Annotated in this window: 14 protein-coding genes, 1 tRNA gene and 1 pseudogene; 14 read left to right on the top strand and 2 right to left on the bottom strand. The window is 70.8% G+C overall.

Annotation, left to right across the window (positions count from 1 at the left end; all coding sequences use genetic code 11):
- Window positions 1-198: 198 nt before the first annotated feature.
- From ACHFIV_RS28035 to ACHFIV_RS28000, 8 genes are all read left to right on the top strand, one after another.
- Window positions 199-1503 (top strand): extracellular solute-binding protein, encoded by a 1305-nt coding sequence (locus ACHFIV_RS28035; RefSeq protein ID WP_398974678.1) that lies wholly within the window; start codon window positions 199-201, stop codon window positions 1501-1503.
- 2 nt (window positions 1504-1505) lie between these two features.
- Window positions 1506-2477 (top strand): carbohydrate ABC transporter permease, encoded by a 972-nt coding sequence (locus ACHFIV_RS28030; RefSeq protein WP_398974677.1) that lies wholly within the window; start codon window positions 1506-1508, stop codon window positions 2475-2477.
- Window positions 2474-3322 (top strand): carbohydrate ABC transporter permease, encoded by an 849-nt coding sequence (locus ACHFIV_RS28025; protein ID WP_398974674.1) that lies wholly within the window; start codon window positions 2474-2476, stop codon window positions 3320-3322. Before ACHFIV_RS28030 ends, ACHFIV_RS28025 begins: the two co-directional genes overlap by 4 nt.
- Window position 3323: 1 nt before the next feature.
- Window positions 3324-4955, top strand: coding sequence for a beta-N-acetylhexosaminidase (locus ACHFIV_RS28020; protein ID WP_398974672.1), 1632 nt, complete (start codon window positions 3324-3326; stop codon window positions 4953-4955).
- Between the two features lie 249 nt (window positions 4956-5204).
- Complete coding sequence (locus ACHFIV_RS28015) at window positions 5205-6101, top strand: FAD binding domain-containing protein (protein WP_398974669.1); 897 nt, start codon at window positions 5205-5207, stop codon at window positions 6099-6101.
- The gene (locus tag ACHFIV_RS28010; RefSeq protein WP_398974667.1) at window positions 6098-7795 is read left to right on the top strand and encodes a 2Fe-2S iron-sulfur cluster-binding protein; all 1698 of its coding nucleotides are present in this window, start codon (window positions 6098-6100) and stop codon (window positions 7793-7795) included. The genes ACHFIV_RS28015 and ACHFIV_RS28010 overlap by 4 nt, the downstream gene beginning before the upstream one ends.
- Before the next feature lie 76 nt (window positions 7796-7871).
- The gene (locus ACHFIV_RS28005; RefSeq protein ID WP_398974665.1) at window positions 7872-10205 is read left to right on the top strand and encodes a xanthine dehydrogenase family protein molybdopterin-binding subunit; all 2334 of its coding nucleotides are present in this window, start codon (window positions 7872-7874) and stop codon (window positions 10203-10205) included.
- Between the two features lie 468 nt (window positions 10206-10673).
- Window positions 10674-10937, top strand: a complete 264-nt coding sequence (locus ACHFIV_RS28000; RefSeq protein WP_398974662.1) for a DUF397 domain-containing protein — start codon at window positions 10674-10676, stop codon at window positions 10935-10937.
- Window positions 10938-10941: 4 nt separating this feature from the next.
- On the opposite strand, the gene ACHFIV_RS27995 is transcribed toward ACHFIV_RS28000, so the two are convergent.
- Complete coding sequence (locus tag ACHFIV_RS27995; RefSeq protein ID WP_398974660.1) at window positions 10942-11499, bottom strand: hypothetical protein; 558 nt, start codon at window positions 11497-11499, stop codon at window positions 10942-10944.
- A 206-nt stretch (window positions 11500-11705) separates the two neighbouring features.
- Here ACHFIV_RS27995 and ACHFIV_RS27990 point away from each other — a divergent pair, with 206 nt between their 5' ends.
- The 4 genes and pseudogenes from ACHFIV_RS27990 (at window position 11706) to ACHFIV_RS27975 (ending at window position 14278) form a co-directional block, all read left to right on the top strand.
- Entirely contained in the window at window positions 11706-12116 is a 411-nt protein-coding gene (locus ACHFIV_RS27990; RefSeq protein WP_398974658.1) for a hypothetical protein, read from the top strand.
- Window positions 12116-12919, top strand: a pseudogene (locus tag ACHFIV_RS27985) (hypothetical protein); the annotation flags it as partial. The gene ACHFIV_RS27990 and the pseudogene ACHFIV_RS27985, both read left to right, overlap by 1 nt.
- A 25-nt stretch (window positions 12920-12944) precedes the next feature.
- Window positions 12945-13625: a hypothetical protein gene (locus ACHFIV_RS27980; protein ID WP_398974656.1), complete on the top strand. Its 681-nt coding sequence runs from the start codon at window positions 12945-12947 to the stop codon at window positions 13623-13625.
- Window positions 13626-13639: 14 nt separating this feature from the next.
- The gene (locus tag ACHFIV_RS27975) at window positions 13640-14278 is read left to right on the top strand and encodes a hypothetical protein (RefSeq protein ID WP_398974655.1); all 639 of its coding nucleotides are present in this window, start codon (window positions 13640-13642) and stop codon (window positions 14276-14278) included.
- A gap of 421 nt (window positions 14279-14699) precedes the next feature.
- On the opposite strand, the gene ACHFIV_RS27970 is transcribed toward ACHFIV_RS27975, so the two are convergent.
- Window positions 14700-14774: transfer RNA gene (locus ACHFIV_RS27970), tRNA-Cys, on the bottom strand.
- 197 nt (window positions 14775-14971) lie between these two features.
- Here ACHFIV_RS27970 and ACHFIV_RS27965 point away from each other — a divergent pair.
- Window positions 14972-16432 carry an MFS transporter gene (locus ACHFIV_RS27965; RefSeq protein WP_398974653.1) on the top strand — a complete coding sequence of 487 codons (1461 nt, stop codon included), beginning with the start codon at window positions 14972-14974 and terminating at the stop codon, window positions 16430-16432.
- A gap of 190 nt (window positions 16433-16622) precedes the next feature.
- Window positions 16623-18404, top strand: a complete 1782-nt coding sequence (locus tag ACHFIV_RS27960; RefSeq protein ID WP_398974650.1) for a DEAD/DEAH box helicase — start codon at window positions 16623-16625, stop codon at window positions 18402-18404.
- The last annotated feature ends 22 nt before the right edge of the window (window positions 18405-18426 follow it).

Raw genomic sequence — 18426 nt, 5'->3', positions numbered from 1 at the left:
GGCCGTCCGCATGTCCGGGTCCCGCACGCCGGCCGACCCCCGCGGCGCCCGGAAGCGCGTTGCACGGGGTGCTTCGCGTGGTCACAGAGTGGTTGAGACCACTTGTCGGCGTGCTGAGGCGCCCTTAGTCTCCTGCCAGTTGTGCAGGACGAAACACGCGTTGCATATGATGCAACGGTTGACCGGTAGGGGTTCCGGATGAAGCTTTCTGCCCGAATTGCCGCCCCGGCCGCGGCTCTTGTGCTGGCGGGCCTCACCGCCACCGCCTGCGCGCCGCAGACCTCCGACACCAGCGCCGAGGGGGACGAGAAGACCGGGACGCTCCGCGTCTGGCTCTTCCAGGAGGTCGGCAACAAGCCCAAGGAGAAGGTCGTCGACGCCGCGGTCGCCGACTTCGAGAAGTCCCACGAGGGGGCCGAGGTCGAGGTCGAGTACATACCCGTCGACACCAGGGCCCAGCGCATCAAGGCCGCCTTCAACGACCCGGAGAGCGCCCCGGACGTCATCGAGTACGGGAACACCGACACCGCCGGATACGTGAAGGACGGCGGGCTGGCCGACGTCAGCAAGGAGTTCGCGGCCTGGGACGAGGCCAAGGACACCGACCCCACCGCCAAGCAGTCCGTGACGGTGGGCGGCAAGGTGTACGGGGCGCCGCTCTTCGTCGGCGTACGCGCGCTCTACTACCGCACCGACGTCTTCGAGGAGCTCGGCGTCGAGCCCCCGAAGTCCCAGGACGAGCTGATCTCCACCGCGAAGAAGATCCACAAGGAGAAGCCGGACCTGTACGGTCTCGCGGTCGGCGGCGCGTACACCTACGGCGCGATGCCCTTCATCTGGGCACACGGCGGCGAACTGGCGGCCGAGACCGGGGTGACCTACGAGGCCGCCATCAACGGCGAGAAGGCCCGCAAGGGCATCGAGGCCTACACCTCGCTCTTCGGTGACGACAACTGCCCGGCGGCCAAGTGCGCGGCCATGGGCGGCAACGCGACCGTCACCGCCTTCGCGTCCGGCAAGGCGGCCATGGCCATCGGCGGCGACTTCAGCCACGCCGCGGTCGAGGCCGGCGCCGTGAAGGGCAAGTACGCCGTCGTGCCGCTGCCCGGCGTGGAGAAGGGCTCGATCGCCCCGGCCTTCGCCGGCGGCAACAACATCGGGGTCCTGAAGAGCAGTTCGCACCGCACGCTCGCCGTGGACCTCATGAAGTCGCTGACCGGCAAGAAGACCCAGGCGAAGATGTTCGACGCGATGGGCTTCCTGCCGACCTACACGGACGTACTGGACACCGCGGCCGAGAAGGAGCCCTTCGTCGCCCCCTTCGTCGACACGCTCGGCGCGGGCGCGAAGTTCGTCCCGGTCTCCCCGGCCTGGGGCCAGATCGACGCCTCCCTGGTCCTGCCGACCATGTTCCAGGAGATCGTCAGCGGCCGTAAGGACGTGGCCGCCGCCTCGGACGACGCGGCGAAGAAGATGGACGCGGCGTTCGCCGAAGCGGGCTGACGATGACCGCGGACACCACACTGCACAAGGCCCCCGCCGCGCCCGGGGCGAGCGGGGCGCCGGCCCGCACGCCCCGGCGCCGCCCGGCCTCACCCGCGCGGCGCTCCGGGTGGACCCCGTGGCTCTATCTGCTCCCCGCGCTCGTCCTGCTCGGCGGGCTCCTCGTCTACCCGATCTACCAGCTGGGCCTGATCTCCTTCCTGGAGTACACACAGGCCCAGGTCAGCGGTGGCGAACCGACGACCTTCCAGGGCTTCGGCAACTACGCCACGCTCTTCGGCGACAGCCAGTTCTGGCAGGTGCTCCTCGCGACCGTGGTGTTCGCCACGGCCTGCGTGCTCGCCACCCTGTTCGTCGGCTGCGCCCTGGCCGTCCTGCTGACCCGGATCCGCGCCCTGCCCCGGCTCGCGCTCATGATGGCGGCGCTGGGGGCGTGGGCCACACCGGCGATCACCGGTTCCACCGTCTGGGTCTTCCTCTTCGACCCGGACTTCGGACCGGTCAACAGGGTGCTGGGGCTCGGCGACTTCTCCTGGACGTACGGGCGCTACAGCGCCTTCGCCCTGGTGCTCCTCGAAGTGCTCTGGTGCTCGTTCCCGTTCGTGATGGTGACCGTGTACGCGGGCATCCGCGCCATCCCCACGGAGGTGCTGGAGGCGGCCTCGCTGGACGGTGCCTCGCAGTGGCGTATCTGGCGCTCGGTCATGGCACCGATGCTGCGGCCGATCCTGATCGTCGTCACCATCCAGTCGGTCATCTGGGACTTCAAGGTCTTCACCCAGATCTACGTCATGACCAACGGCGGCGGCATCGCCGGCCAGAACCTGGTGCTCAACGTGTACGCGTACCAGAAGGCGTTCGCGTCCTCGCAGTACAGCCTCGGATCGGCGATCGGCGTCGTGATGCTGGTGATCCTGCTGGCCGTGACGCTGGTCTATCTGCGCCTGGTACGGCGCCAGGGGGAGGAACTGTGAGCACACGCACGCTCCTGCGCGTCCGCAGGCCCGGAAGGCTGGCGGCGGAGGCGGCCGCCCTCGTCATCGCCGCGGCGGTCGCGTTCCCGCTCTACTGGATGGTGCTCTCCGCGTTCAAGCCGGCGGGCGAGATCCAGTCCACCGAGGCCCGCCCCTGGACCCTGGCCCCGTCCCTCGACTCGTTCCGACGGGTCTTCGAACAGCAGGAGTTCGGCCGCTACTTCCTCAACAGCCTGCTGGTCGCCGGCACCGTCGTCATCGCCTCCGCGCTGATCGCCTTCCTCGCCGCCACGGCCGTGACCCGGTTCCGCTTCAAGTTCCGCACCACCCTGCTCATCATGTTCCTCGTGGCGCAGATGGTGCCGGTGGAGGCGCTGACCATCCCGCTGTTCTTCCTGATGCGGGACTTCGGCCAGCTGAACACGCTGGGATCGCTGATCCTGCCGCACCTCGCCTTCTCGCTGCCCTTCGCGATCTGGATGCTGCGCGGCTTCGTCAAGGCGGTACCGGAGGCACTGGAGGAGGCCGCCTACATCGACGGCGCGAGCCGCACCCGTTTCCTGTGGCAGATCCTCTTCCCGCTGGTCTTCCCCGGTCTCGTGGCGACCAGCGTCTTCTCCTTCATCTCGACCTGGAACGACTTCCTCTTCGCGAAATCGTTCATCATCAGCGACACCTCCCAGTCGACGCTCCCCATGGCGCTGCTGGTCTTCTTCAAACCCGACGAGAACGACTGGGGAGGGATCATGGCGGCCTCGACGGTGATGACCATTCCCGTGCTGGTCTTCTTCGTCCTCGTACAGCGACGCCTGGTCTCCGGACTCGGCGGAGCGGTGAAGGACTGACATGCACCACCTGATTCCGGCGCCGGTACGCGCCGGGGGCGACGGCCGCCGCGTCTTCGTCCTCGACACCGCGACCACCCTCGACGCGGGTCCCGGCACCGAGAGCACCGAACGCTGGCTGCGCACCACACTCGGGGCGGCCTTCGGCCTGCCGCTCGTCCCGGCTCCCGCGAGCGGAGCGAACACCGTCGAGCTGCGCGTCGACCCCTCGCGGGAGCCCGAGAGCTACCGGCTGGACGTGGATCCCGTCCGCGGCGTACGCATCACCGGCGGCAGCGCCACCGGCGTCTTCTGGGGCGCGCAGACCCTCCGGCAGCTCCTCGGCCCCGAGGCGTTCCGCCGTGCACCGGTGAACCCGGGCGCCGAAAGGCGCGTGCCCTGCACGGAGATCGAGGACGGCCCGCGCTTCGGCTGGCGCGGGCTGATGCTGGACGTGGCCCGGCACTTCATGCCGAAGGACGGCGTGCTGCGCATGCTCGACCTGATGGCCGCCCACAAACTGAACGTCTTCCACTTCCACCTCACCGACGACCAGGGCTGGCGCGTCGAGATCAAGCGGCACCCCCGGCTCACCGGGACAGCCGCCTGGCGCGCGCGCACCAAGTACGGCCACCGGGACTCCGAGTTGTGGGACGAGACGCCGCACGGCGGCTACTACACGCAGGACGACATCCGCGAGATCGTCGCCTACGCCGCCGAGCGGCACATCCGGGTCGTGCCGGAGATCGACATCCCGGGGCACTCGCAGGCGGCGATCAGCGCGTATCCGGAACTGGGCAACACCGATGTCATCGACACCTCCGCGCTCTCCGTGTGGGACACCTGGGGCGTCAACCCGAACGTACTCGCCCCCACCGACCACACCCTGCGCTTCTTCGAGGGGGTCCTCGAAGAGCTGCTCGACCTCTTCCCGGCCGACACCTCGCCGTTCATCCACATCGGCGGTGACGAATGCCCCAAGGACCAGTGGAAGGCGTCACCGGCCGCGCAGGCCCGCATGGCCGAGGCCGGCCTGGCCGACGAGGACGAGCTCCAGTCCTGGTTCATCCGCCACTTCGACCGCTGGCTGACCGCCCGGGGCCGCCGCCTGATCGGCTGGGACGAGATCCTGGAGGGCGGCCTCCCCGAGGGTGCGGCGGTGACGTCGTGGCGGGGTTACGCGGGCGGGATCGCCGCCGCCGAGGCCGGGCACGACGTCGTGATGTGCCCCGTGCAGCAGGTGTACCTGGACTACCGTCAGGACGCCGGCCCCGACGAGCCGATGCCCATCGGATACGTCCGCACCCTGGAGGACGTCTACCGCTTCGAACCCGTGCCCCCCGGCCTCTCCGAGGACGCGGCCGGACACATCATGGGGACCCAGGCCAACGTCTGGACCGAGGTCATGCAGAACCGCGACCGGGTCGACTACCAGGTCTTCCCGAGGCTCGCCGCCTTCGCCGAGGTCGCCTGGTCCCGGCTCCCGGCCCCCGGTGAGCGGGACTTCGCCGGTCTGGAACGCCGGATGAACGCCCACTACGCCAGGCTCGACGCCCTGGGTGTCGCCTACCGGCCGCCCTCGGGCCCCCACCCGTGGCAACGCCGGCCCGGTGTCCTGGGTCGCCCGATCGAGGGACCGCCCCCGACCGTGTGACCGCCACCGCACGCGCGGGCCAGGGGAAGAAGATAAGTCGCACGAAACCGCTGAAGAGTGGCAATTCGTGTGTCGGGCAGAAGGACTGCCAAACGTGACTTTTCCCCTGGTCCGGGACGGAAACACCCTTCGTGGACCCTCGCGTCGGACAGCCCGGAAGATGTGCCAGAGTTGCCACGTCCCGGCCGTGAGCACGTACCGTACGGCGGACAGGCGGGACTGCCGGGACACCGGGAAGGGGCAGCTGGGTTGACCACGCACGCACCGCAGGCGATGCAGTCGGTGACGCTGCCGGCCTCGCTCGACGAGGCCGTGGCGGCTCTCGGCGCCATGCCCGCCGCCGTCCCCGTGGCCGGCGGCACGGACCTCATGGCGGCCGTCAACAGGGGTCTTCTGCGGCCCTCGGGACTGGTCGGCCTCGGCCGGATCAGTGAGCTGCGCGGCTGGCACTACCAGGACGGCCACGCCCTGCTCGGAGCCGGTCTCACGCACGCGCGCATGGGACGGCCCGACTTCGCCGCGCTCATCCCCGCCCTGGCGGCTTCCGCCCGTGCCGCGGGCCCGCCCCAGATCCGCAACGCCGGGACGCTCGGCGGCAACATCGCCACCGCGGCGCCGACCGGCGACGCCCTGCCGGTCCTGGCCGCGCTGGAGGCTGAGCTGATCATCGCGGGCACCGGGGGATCCCGCCGTGAGATCCCCGTGTCGCACCTGCTGGCGGGCCGCGAGCTGCTCGAGCCCGCCGAGCTGATCGGCTTCGTCCGCGTACCGCTGCTCCACGCCCCGCAGGTCTTCCTCAAGGCGACCGGCCGTACGGGCCCCGGCCGCGCCACCGCCTCCGTCGCGATCGTCCTGGACCCGGCGCGGCGCGGGGTGCGCTGCGCGGTCGGAGCGATCGCCCCGATGCCCCTGCGGCCCCTGGAGGCGGAACGCTGGATCGCCTCCCTGATCGACTGGGACGGCGAACGCGGCCTGGCCCCCGACGCGCTGGCCGCCTTCGGCGAGTACGTCGCTGCGGCCTGCATTCCCGACCAGGCTCCACCGGACGGCGGGGGAGAGGCCCCGCCGCTGTCACCCGCGGTCCTGCACCTGCGGCGCACGGTCGCCGCGCTCGCCCGACGCGCACTGGGGAGGGCACTGTCGTGAGCAATGAAGAGAACCCCGAGCAGCGGCACGGGCAGCCCGACCCGTACGCCGGCTGGCAGCCGACTCCGCAGGGCGGTGAGTACGACGCCGAGGCGACCGCCTTCGTCCACCTGCCCCCGGAGGACCTCGCCGACCTCGGCAGCGACCCGCTGGCCGCGCCCGGCCACAGCTACGTGCCGCCGATGATCCTCCCGCTGACCCCGGCCGCGGGTCTCGACCCCGCGGTGACGGGCAGCTGGGTCGTGCAGACGCAGGGCGGGGAGGAGCCGTCCGCCGGCCCGGCGGGGAGCGCGGAGGCCACGCCCGAGGCGGTGCACTGGCCCGACCCGAACCAGCAGCAGGACCCGGCCCGGCAGCACGACCCGTACCAGCAGCCGTACCCGGACTCCTCGCAGTACGCGCAGACGTCGTCCACGACGGCGCAGTGGCACTTCGCCGACGCGGTCCCCGCCGAGCCCGAACCCGAACCGGCTCCCGAGCCCGCCGGCCACACCGGCCAGTGGACGATCCCCGTGGCGAACGGCGACCTTCCGGACGAGTCGGGAGAGTTCGCCGCCTCGTCGATGGCGTCCCAGTGGTACGCGGACGCACCCCCGGCCACACTGCCGGGGGGAGCGCCCGCGCCGTGGGCGACGCAGGAGCCGGCGGACGGGCCCCGGGCCGGTGCGGAGGAGGCCCCCCCGGAGCCCGAGGAGCTCCCGGCGTTCCCGGAGCCGTCCGGGTTCCCTGAGCCCGTGGAGGCCTTCGAGCCCACGCAGGGCGAGGGGGAGGCTGCGTCGGCCCCCGAGGCCGTCACGGAGGCCCTGAGCGAGCCGGAGGAGCCCGCGGAGGCCCCGGCAGGCGAAGCTCCCGTGACCGGCACCGAGCCGCCTGCCGCCGAAGCCCCGGCAGCGGACGAGGCGTTCGCCCCCGAGGCGCCGGCGGGCGGGTCCGAACCCGAACGCGGCGGCCCCGAGCACGGTCCGGAGCACGGCGCCGAGCACGGCCCGGATCACAGCCCCGAGCACGGCCCGGATCACAGCCCCGAGCACAGCCCCGAGCACGGTCCGGAGCACGGTCTCGTGCTTACTGAGGAGCCCGTAGCCCCCGCCGCCCCGGGTGGTCCCAGCGAGCACCCCTCGGCCTCGTACGTCCTGCACGTGAACGGCGCGGACCGCCCCGTCAGTGACGCCTGGATCGGTGAGTCGCTGCTCTACGTGCTGCGCGAGCGCCTCGGTCTCGCAGGCGCGAAGGACGGCTGCTCGCAGGGTGAGTGCGGTGCCTGCAACGTCCAGGTGGACGGCCGTCTCGTGGCCTCCTGCCTGGTGCCCGCCGCCACGACGGCGGGCAGTGAGGTCCGCACCGTCGAGGGCCTCGCGGTGGACGGCGAACCGTCCGACGTCCAGCGTGCCCTCGCCGAGTGCGGTGCCGTCCAGTGCGGATTCTGCATCCCCGGGATGGCGATGACCGTCCACGACCTCCTGGAGGGCAACCACGCCCCCAGCGAGCTGGAGACCCGCCGGGCGCTGTGCGGCAACCTCTGCCGGTGCTCCGGCTACCGGGGTGTGCTCGACGCCGTCCGCGAAGTCGTCGCGGGCCGGGAGGCGACCGCGGAGGCGGTGGTCACCGCTCCGGACGAGCCCGGACCGCGCATCCCGCACCAGGCCGCCCCCGGCGCGGGCAGCGCCCAGGCAGACGAGGGAGACGTCCGGTGAACACCGCGCCGTCCCCCGCACCACCGGTCATCCCCACCACCAGCCGCCGCAGCGGAGCGAACGACAAGGAGGCGGCGTGACCAGCGACGCAGCCACCGCGACCAGCACCACCCGCACGACACCGCCGCCCGAGGGCCCCGGCCAGGACCAGGAACGGCCCGCTCTCGGACTGGGCACCTCGCTGCCGCCCGCCGACGCCAGGGCCAAGACCGAGGGCACCTTCCCGTACGCGGCCGACCTGTGGGCCGAGGGGCTGCTGTGGGCCGCGGTCCTGCGCTCCCCCCACGCGCACGCGCGCATCCTGTCGATCGACACGTCGGCCGCCGCCGGCATGGCCGGGGTCCGCGCCGTCGTCACGCACGAGGACATCCCCGGTGACGGCTCGTACGGCCGGCGGGTCGTCGACCGGCCCGTGTTCGCCTCCGGACTCGTGCGCCACCACGGCGAGGCGATCGCCGCGGTCGCCGCGGACCATCCCGACACCGCCCGGCTGGCCGCCGCGGCGATCGCCGTGGAGTACGAGGTACTCGAACCGGTCACGGACCCCGAGAAGGCCTTCGCCGCCGAGCCCCTGCACCCCGACGGCAACCTCATCCGCCATATCCCGCTGCGCTACGGCGACCCGGACGCCGTGGGCGAGGTCATCGTCGAGGGCCTGTACCGCATCGGCCGCCAGGACCCCGCCCCGATCGGTGCGGAGGCCGGCCTCGCTGTGCCCCGCCCCGACGGAGGCGTCGAGCTCTACACGGCGTCCACCGACCCCCACACCGACCGCGATCTGGCCGCCGCCTGCTTCGGCCTGGACCCCGAGCGGGTCAAGGTCGTCGTGACCGGCGTCCCCGGAGCGACCGGCGACCGGGAGGACCCCGGCTTCCAGATCCCGCTGGGCCTGCTCGCCCTGCGCACCGGCTGCCCCGTCAAGCTGGCCGCGACCCGCGAGGAGTCCTTCCTCGGGCACGCCCACCGCCACCCGACCCTGCTGCGCTACCGCCACCACGCGGACGCCGAGGGCAGGCTGGTCAAGGTCGAGGCGCAGATCCTCCTCGACGCGGGCGCGTACGCCGACTCCTCGTCCGAATCGCTCGCCGCCGCCGTGGCCTTCGCCTGCGGGCCGTACGTCGTCCCCCACGCCTTCATCGAGGGCTGGGCCGTCCGTACGAACAATCCGCCCTCCGGGCATGTGCGGGGCGAGGGCGCGATGCAGGTCTGCGCCGCCTACGAGGGCCAGATGGACAAGCTGGCGGCGAAGCTCGGTGTGGACCCGGTCGAACTCCGCCTGCGCAACGCCCTGTCCACGGGGGACATCCTTCCCACCAGCCAGACCGTCACCTGCCCGGCCCCCGTCGCCGAACTCCTGGGAGAGCTCCGCGACTTCCCGCTCCCCGCGCTCCCGAAGGACGTACCGGAGGACGACTGGCTGCTCCCCGGCGGCCCGGAGGGCGCCGGTGAGCCCGGAGCCGTGCGCAGGGGCGTCGGCTACGCGCTCGGCATGGTGCACATGCTGGGTGCCGAGGGCACCGACGAGGTCTCCACGGCCACGGTCCGGGTCCATGACGGCGTCGCCACGGTCATCTGCGCGGCCGTCGAGACCGGCCAGGGCTTCACCACGCTCGCCCGCCAGATCGTCCAGGAGACCCTGGGCGTCGAAGAGGTGCACGTCGCGGCGGTGGACACCGACCAGCCCCCCGCGGGCCCGGCGACACACGGACGCCACACCTGGGTCTCGGGCGGTGCGATCGAGCGGGCCGCGAAGATGGTCCGGACCCAGCTCCTCCAGCCCCTGGCCCACAAGTTCGGCATGTCCACGGAACTCCTGCAGATCGCCGACGGCAAGATCACCTCGTACGACGGTGTGCTGTCGACGACGGTCATGGAGGCGATGGAGGGCAAGGAGCTCTGGGCGACCGCACAGTGCCGCCCCCACCCGACGGAGCCCCTGGACGAGTCCGGTCAGGGAGACGCCTTCGTGGGCCTGGCCTTCTGCGCGGTCCGCGCGGTGGTCGACGTGGACATCGAACTCGGCTCGGTCCGGGTGGTCGAGATGGCCGTCGCCCAGGACGTCGGGCGGATCCTCAACCCGTCCCAGCTGGCGACCCGTATCGAGGCGGGCGTCACCCAGGGCATCGGCGCGGCCCTCACGGAGAACCTCCGTACGGCACGCGGCCTGATCCGGCATCCGGACCTCACCGGTTACGCGCTCCCGACGTCCCTGGACGCCCCGGACATCCGCATCGTCAAACTGATCGAGGAACGCGACGTGGTGGCCCCCTTCGGAGCCAAGCCCGCCTCGGCGGCCCCGGTGGTGACGTCCCCCGCAGCGGTGGCGTCGGCGGTCCGCGCGGCGACGGGCCGCCCGGTCAACCGCCTCCCGATCCGGCCGCAGGCGGCGGTGGCGACGCCCAAGCGGTGACGCTTCGGATGTGGTTACGCACCGCACGTGCAACCTGCGGCACGGTGTGTCACCGGCGCTGATTACGTTCCGCAGGCGTACCAGCCCCCGTACCCGTACCAGCAGCAAGCCCAGCCTCCGTACCCGCAGTATGGTTCCCCGCCCGGTGGTCCCGGGGCCGGTGCGCCGTATGGAGGTCCTCCGGGCCCGACTGTCTGAAGTACACAAGGACTTCCCCGTCTCACCCGTCCTTCGGAGCCAGTTGGGCCATCACCAGTCCGTACAGCAGCTCCGCGTCCACGAACTCGCCCTCCGCCGGCGCCTCGCAACGCCATCTCAGTGGGTACGCGTTGCCGTCCGGTGCGGGGACGCCGATGTCCTGGGCGCGAGCTGACGGCCCGAAGCACCTGGCGCCCGGCGGCCAGTCGTATTTCTTGCTCGAACCGGGCGGGATCAGGAAGTAGGTCCACCGGCCGCCCGCGACATCCCGTGGCAGCGAAGTGGACGCCGGTCAGGTGGAGCCGGTGGGGAGGCGCGTGCATCGAAGTCGCCTACGACTGGTGCCAGACCAGCCACAGCAACTACGAGGGCGAGGCCTGCGTCGAGGTCGCCACCTGCCCCGACACCGTCCACGTTCGCGACTCCAAGGTCACCGCTGGCCCTACTCACGCCGTCGCTCCCGCCGCTTGGACCGCCTTTCCTGGCGGGTGCGGTCACGGGCTGACCGGGCGCGGGCGTCACCGGCCCAGCTGAATGCTCAGCAGGCGCCGTCGTCCACGGTGGCGGTCAGATCGTACTCAGGGATGGAGTTGCTGCCGCCGTCCGCTCCCGGGACGAAGATGCCGCCCTCTGTGGACTTCTCCTCCGTCACGTGCATGCAGACGGTGGTGCTTGCGCCGCCTCCGGATATCTCATAGTCATCCCCGGCTCCGGCGCGCTCCACGGAGACGCGGTACATGGGCCCCTGGCCCTCGCCCGCCCTCATGACTTCCGTCTTGATCAGTGAGGCATAGCCATCCGTCGGATCGCGGCGCATCTGCGTTTCGCCGGCCATGGACTCGGCCGCGTCCTCGGCCGCCTCCCGTACCTCGTCCGTGTTCCAGGAGCCCCTGTCGATGCTGCTCTGGACCTGGCAGCCGCCGAAGGCGAACACCCCGGCGACCCCGAACGCGGTGATCCGCCCCATGGCCAGAGCCCCGTCCGACGGCTGTCTCGCCGCGTGAGGCCGGGACCGCCAGTACAGCCGGTACGGGCCGACCAACGCCACGACGAGGAACGCGGCGGCTATGACGAACAAGAAGACAATGACGGCCATGCAGGAGTTCCCCCGTGATCGCGCTGAATTCGCGCCCGGACAAGGGGTCAGATGCTACTCGCCCGAACCGGCGCGACTCGGGTCGCGGTCGAGCCCCGATATCCTCGTCCGATCGGTGCCGGTCAGACTGAAACCGATACGGTGAGCAGGTCGGTTGCCGCCTGTCTCGGACGAACCGGTCTGAAGAGATGAACGTGGGGAGATTCGTGACCTTCGAACAGGAATGGGCTGAACTTCGTGCGGCGGCGGCCGAGCGAAACGCCATGCGGATCAACAGCGTCCCGGCCGAGGGTGGCGGAGGCAGTTCCGGCGACCTGGTGGTCAATCGGGACGATCTCGGTCGTATCGGAAATGACGCCTATGAGCTGCGGACGAAGGTGTCCCGGCAGGGCGACCACGCCCGCGCTGCCACCTTCGAAGCAGCGAGCGCGCTCACCAACGGCAACTTCACGAGCGGTTCGGCGGTACTCAAGGTGCATGACCGCTGGAACACGCACCTGAAGACGCTTCTGGATTCTCTTGCGCACATTTCGAATCACCTGGATTACACCAAGGCCCAGCACGCGAAGGACGACGTGAAGATCAAGGGAGATCTGGCGCCGATCTCCGCGATCTAGAAAGCCTGGGCACGATGGGCGCCGGCTACATCGACGACATCAACTGGGCACTGGACAAGGGTGGCTCGGACAGCGTGTTCGCCCCCAAGGACTCGGACGGTCACATCGACTTCGAGGACGATACAGAGGGCAGGAGCGTCGCCCGCGGCTTCCTCAGCGCCCTCGGCCAGCACCCGGACGCCTACGCGACGGTCTCGGCCGCGGAAGAGGTGTACACGCGGAGTGTGCTGGAGAACCAGGTCGACTCCCACGGGGTGATCGACAAGGGCAGCGCCCGGAATGCCGTGCACGTCGGTGCGGAGGTCCAGGGCATGCTCGACCAGTCCCGGGCCGATCAGGTCCAGGCAGACAACATGAAGAGCCACGAGGACTACGAGAAGGCTGTCGCCAAGCGCTCCGGGTGGGTCGAGTTCGGTGCGGCGGCGGGCATCGCCGCGGGCGTCGCCTTCTTGCCGGCCACCGCGGCGGTCGGGACGGCGGCCGTGCTCATTCCCCTGGCCACCGACACGGCCAGCGGTGGGCTGGAGCAGCTCGCGGGGCAGTTCATCGGTGACATGTCGGACAAATTCGTCGACGCGAGCAAGGAGAAGGCCGAGGAGCTGACCAGGGAGGAATGGAACAAGATCTATCGGGCCGGCGAGTCCACGGCCGAAGCGCCGATGGAGGACTTCCTCGACCGCAATACCGGGGACACGAAGGAGGACAAGGAATTCCGTCAGGACATGAAGGAATCCATGAGGAACGGCTATTCGACCGGTAACGAACGGGAGAACCAGCAGGGCCAGGATCCGGAAACGGACTGACGAGAACATGGGTACCGGTGGAGGGATGAACATCGTGGGACTGGCACGGGCAGGGCGCCTGGCAGCCGTCGTAGGCCTGGTTATGGCCGCCGGAGCGGGCCTGGCGGCCTGCGGCTCGGACGCGGAGGGCAAGAGTGCCGAGGAGACCTTCGTGGGGGCGGACAAGGTCTGCGGCGGCCTCTTCGGCGCGTCCGTGGCGAAGAAGGTCGAGGCGGTCACGGCGGATTCGGAGTTCTTCTACCGGAGCGACGAGGGCCTGAAGACCGTCGTGGAAGGACTGACGGACGGATATGAGTCCGGGCGTAGCTGGGCCACGGGGGCGGACATGTGCGAGCTCAGCCCTAAGGGGAGCGGTGCCGGCGACGGAGCGGCGGTCAAGTTCTCCATGTACGCCCCGCAGGACGTGAAGGACCTGAGGACCGACCCCGGCACGGTGTCCTACACGATGGGCAAGAGGTCCGAGGCGAGGGCCACCGGAGCCTCGCTCTACCTCGAGTGCGTGAGTCCGCGACTCAAGGGATCGGAGAAGAAACCCTTGCGCATCTACGGGAGCTTCACGGTGGGGGAGAGCGATGCCCCGGACACGCCCGAGACCCGTGACGCCAATCTGGAGATCCTTCACACCGGGGCCCTCTCCGTGGTGAAGGAGCTGGGCTGCGAGAACAACGCGGGGCTGCCCGAGACCCCCGATCTCACGCCGAAGTAGAGGGGGAGCTCACGGTGGGAAGGGTGCTTGTCGGTGCGGTCGTCACGGTGGCGTCGCCGGCCGGTGCGGTGGGCTGCGGAGGGAGCGAGCCGGACCACGCGGAAGCCGCGACGGTCGCGGGGACGGACCTCTGCGGTGGCGACGCCGTGTCCGCCGGCGCGGCCGAGTCGCTGAAGGCGATCATGGGGTCGTTGCGGTTCGAGGGGTCGGGCGAGAAGTCCACCGTCGCGAATGCCGCGCAGGAGCTGACCGGGGAGTTCTCGTCCGCCGCCACCGGCAAGGGGGACGTCTGCCGGGTCTACACACCGGACGAGGAGCCCAGGATCACCTGGGAGCTGTCCGGCAGTGGCCCGGGGGGCGACGCGGACCCGAAGTTCACCGAACTGAAGACGGGAGAGCGGGCCCTGACCGCTGTGGACGGCTCGTGCCTCCGCTTCGGCTGCCTGAGCGGCAAGCTGACCGGCACCGAACCGGCCCACATCGACATCGGCGTGGAACGCGGAGGCATGCCCACGGAACCCGAGGGCGACCCCGAGGCGCTGAAGGACGCGTACGCGACCGTGGCGCACTCCTTCGCCCTGTCCATGGCGAAGGAACTGGGCTGCGAGAACGATGGCGGCCTGAAGCTGCAGCCGACCCTGGACGCAGCCTGACCTCGGCGCTCGGGCCCCGAGTCTCGGGGCCCGAGCGCCGGGTACGGCCCTGTCACTCGTCCGGGGGACACGGGGGCGGCTGCGGGTCCGACGCTTGAGCTTCGGGCTTCGAGACCTGAGATGCGAGGGTCGGGGTGCGAGACGTGTTGTTCATCCGGGGGTAGGTAAGGGCTTTTGGGGAAACCTCCCTTCCCTCTCCCACCCCGTCACAGCCAGCAAGTATGACTAATCGTGATCGGGTTGCAGCGGAGAGTCGTGGCTGCACGTACGCGGACGTTGTCGATGCCCCTGTGGTCAAGTTGAAGGCGGCTGCGTGCCCGGCGGAAGGCGCGGCCAGAATCCTGAGGTGATGACGAGCTCGCGCACGTAGAAACGGCCCCCGCACCATGGGGGCGGCCGTTCCCGATCGGGTTCTCCCGCGTGGAGGCCGTGACCGGATTCGAACCGGTGTAACTCGAGTTGCAGTCGAGCCCCTGAGCCTCTCGGGCACACGGCCGTGCGTTTCTTGATCTGCTGTCGACCGTACGGGCCCGCCGGGGCCGGGCCAAGGGGCCCGGGCGGGCTGCAACGTGACTGCCATACCGCGTTCACGTTCGCCGTCCTGGCGAAGCCTCGGTCCTACGGCGAAGGGACCAGCCGCGTTCCACCCACCGACAGGGGTCACCGGGGGGCATGGCCCTTACAGTGGGGCTCATGACTGCCCTGGAACCCAGTGACGCCGAGGTCACCGCCGCCATAGTCGAGACCTCAGTCGCCGAACCGGCGGAAGGCGTTCTCGGGCGGACCTACCGGGCACTCAGCATCGGCATCGTCTCCGTGGTGCTGCTCATCGCCTTCGAGGCGACCGCCGTGGGCACGGCGATGCCCGTCGCGGCGCGTGAGCTGCAAGGAATCCCGCTGTACGCGTTCGCTTTCTCCGCGTACTTCACCACCAGCCTCTTCGCCATGGTGCTCTCCGGCCAGTGGGCCGACCGGCGCGGGCCGCTCGCCCCCCTCGCCACCGGGATCGGGGCCTTCGGGGCGGGACTGCTGCTCTCCGGGACCGCGGCGAACATGTGGACGTTCATCCTGGGACGCGCCGTCCAGGGCATCGGCGGCGGGCTCGTCATCGTGGCGCTGTACGTCGTCATCGGACGGGCCTACCCGGAGCGGATCCGGCCGGGCATCATGGCGGGCTTCTCGGCGGCCTGGATCGTCCCGTCCGTCGTCGGTCCGCTGGCCTCGGGAACCGTGACCGAGCACCTCGGGTGGCGCTGGGTCTTCGTCGGCATCCCGGTCCTCATCCTCCTGCCGCTGGGCCTCGCACTGCCCGCGATCCGGCGGATGGCGGGAGGGGCCACCGACGCGAAGGCGGCTGCGGAGCCCTTCGACCGGCGCCGCATCCGGCTCGCGCTCGGGATCTCGGCCGGCGCCGGACTGCTCCAGTACGCGGGGCAGGAGCTGCGGTGGCTCTCGCTCGTCCCGGCGCTGGCCGGTGCCGCGCTGCTCGTGCCCGCCGTGCGCGGGCTGCTGCCCGCCGGGACCGTTCGGGCCGCGCGGGGGCTGCCCGCCGTGATCCTGCTGCGGGGGATATCGGCCGGCTCGTTCATCGTCGCGGAGTCCTTCGTGCCGCTGATGCTCGTGACGCAGCGGGGGCTCTCCCCGACGCTGGCCGGCCTCTCCCTGGCCGCCGGTGGTCTGACCTGGGCGCTCGGCTCGTACGTCCTGGCCCGGCCCCGGCTGGAACCGCACCGCGGGGCCCTCATGGTGACGGGCATGGTGCTCGTCACGTTGTCGATCACCGCCGCGCCCGCCGTGCTGATCGAAGCGGTACCTGTGTGGACACTCGCCGCGGTCTGGGGCGTCGGGTGCTTCGGCATGGGCATCGTGATCGCGTCGACGAGCGTGCTGCTGCTCAAGCTGTCGTCCCCGCAGGAGGCGGGGGCCAACTCGGCAGCCCTCCAGATCTCGGACGGCCTGTCCAACGCGCTGCTGCTCGCCGCGGGTGGCGCCGCCTTCGCCGCGCTCGGTGGCGGCTCGGTGGGTGCGGCCGCCCACGGGGCCGTGGGGAGCGGCACGGTCACGGCACACCCCGGGGCGTTCACGGTGGTGTTCCTGCCCATGGCGGCGGTGGCCCTCGTGGGCGTGTGGGTGGCCGGCAGGGTGAAGGAGTGACCCTGCGTGGCGTCCGGTACGAATCGGCGGCATCTGTGAAGAGGGTCTCAGCGGAGCCGGGCCACGGTCGGTTCGTAGGGGGTTCCGCTCCGACCGCCGGTAGGGTGGCCCGGTTGTCGTATCGCGTACGGGCCGGCTCCGGGTCGTACGGACAGCGCCCCACGTAGCCGAGAGACCTGAACCGGAGACCGTGACTACTACCGCCTCCCACCACCTCTCACCCGCCTTTCCCGGCCGCGCCCCCTGGGGGACGGCCGGGAAGCTGCGCGCCTGGCAGCAGGGTGCCATGGAGAAGTACATCCAGGAGCAGCCGCGCGACTTCCTCGCGGTCGCGACACCGGGCGCCGGGAAGACCACCTTCGCGCTGACCCTCGCCTCATGGCTGCTGCATCACCACGTGGTCCAGCAGATCACCGTGGTGGCGCCCACCGAGCACCTCAAGAAGCAGTGGGCGGAGGCCGCGGCCCGCATAGGCATCAAGCTCGACCCGGACTACAGCGCCGGCCCCGTGAGCAAGGAGTACCACGGGGTCGCGATCACGTACGCCGGTGTCGGCGTGCGCCCCATGCTGCACCGCAACCGGTGCGAGCAGCGCAAGACGCTCGTGATCCTCGACGAGATCCACCACGCCGGTGACTCGAAGTCCTGGGGTGAGGCCTGCCAGGAGGCGTTCGACCCGGCTACGCGGCGGCTCGCGCTCACCGGTACGCCCTTCCGGTCCGACACCAACCCGATCCCCTTCGTCGCGTACGAGGAGGGAAACGACGGCATCCGCCGGTCCTCGGCCGACTACACCTACGGCTACGGCAACGCTCTCGCCGACGGGGTCGTCCGCCCCGTGATCTTCCTCAGCTACAGCGGCAACATGCGCTGGCGCACCAAGGCCGGGGACGAGATCGCCGCGCGGCTCGGCGAGCCGATGACCAAGGACGCCATCGGGCAGGCCTGGCGTACGGCGCTCTCGCCCACCGGCGACTGGATCCCCAACGTGCTGGCGGCCGCCGACAAGCGGCTGACGGAGGTGCGCAAGGGAATCCCGGACGCGGGAGGGCTCGTCATCGCGACCGACCAGGAGTCGGCGCGTGCCTACGCCAAGATCCTCAAGTCGGTCACCGGGGAGAAGCCCACGGTGGTCCTCTCCGACGAGAAGGCCGCGTCCAGGAACATCGACAGGTTCAGCCAGGACGAGTCGCGCTGGATGGTCGCCGTCCGGATGGTGTCGGAGGGTGTCGACGTACCGCGTCTCGCGGTCGGCGTCTACGCCACGACCATCTCCACGCCGCTGTTCTTCGCCCAGGCCGTGGGCCGTTTCGTGCGGTCCCGGCGGCGCGGTGAGACGGCCTCGGTGTTCCTGCCGACCATTCCGATGCTCCTCGACTTCGCCAACGAGATGGAGGTCGAGCGCGACCACGTGCTCGACAAGCCGAAGAAGGGCAGCGACGAGGAGAACCCCTTCGCCGAGGAGGACCAGCTCCTCGCGGACGCGGAGAAGCTCGAGGACGAGGAGACCGAGGAGCAGCTGCCCTTCGAGGCGCTGGAATCCGACGCGGTCTTCGACCGGGTGCTGTACGACGGCGCCGAATTCGGCATGCAGGCGCACCCGGGAAGCGAGGAGGAGCAGGACTACCTGGGTATCCCGGGCCTCCTCGAACCGGACCAGGTGCAGCTGCTGCTGCAGAAGCGGCAGACCCGGCAGATCGCGCACAGCAGGCAGAAGCCGGCGTCGGAGGCCGATCTCCTGGAGAAGGCCGCCGAGAACCGGCCGGTGGTCACCCACAAGAAGCTGCTGGAACTGCGCAAGCAGCTCAACACGATGGTGTCCGCGTACACACACCAGAGCGGCAAGCCGCACGGCGTGATCCACACCGAGCTGCGGAGGGTCTGTGGCGGCCCGCCGAGCGCGGAGGCGACAGCCGGGCAGATCCAGGACCGGATCAAGAAGGTCCAGGAGTGGGCCACCCGGATGCGGTGAGTCCGGCCCGGCCGGCCCCGGT

It is taken from the genome of Streptomyces sp. ALB3 (assembly GCF_044385685.1).
Lineage (GTDB): Bacteria > Actinomycetota > Actinomycetes > Streptomycetales > Streptomycetaceae > Streptomyces.
The sequence above is the reverse complement of the archived record's forward strand: the minus strand, read 5'-3'. Positions and strand labels throughout refer to the sequence as shown.

What these genes read in the sequence shown, in the direction of transcription:
- ACHFIV_RS28035 (WP_398974678.1), top strand. Translation starts at nt 199, where the DNA reads ATGAAGCTTTCTGCCCGAATTGCCGCCCCGGCCGCGGCTCTTGTGCTG.
- ACHFIV_RS28030 (WP_398974677.1), top strand. Translation starts at nt 1,506, where the DNA reads ATGACCGCGGACACCACACTGCACAAGGCCCCCGCCGCGCCCGGGGCG.
- ACHFIV_RS28020 (WP_398974672.1), top strand. Translation starts at nt 3,324, where the DNA reads ATGCACCACCTGATTCCGGCGCCGGTACGCGCCGGGGGCGACGGCCGC.
- ACHFIV_RS27995 (WP_398974660.1), bottom strand. Translation starts at nt 11,499, where the DNA reads ATGGCCGTCATTGTCTTCTTGTTCGTCATAGCCGCCGCGTTCCTCGTC.
- ACHFIV_RS27980 (WP_398974656.1), top strand. Translation starts at nt 12,945, where the DNA reads ATGAACATCGTGGGACTGGCACGGGCAGGGCGCCTGGCAGCCGTCGTA.
- ACHFIV_RS27965 (WP_398974653.1), top strand. Translation starts at nt 14,972, where the DNA reads ATGACTGCCCTGGAACCCAGTGACGCCGAGGTCACCGCCGCCATAGTC.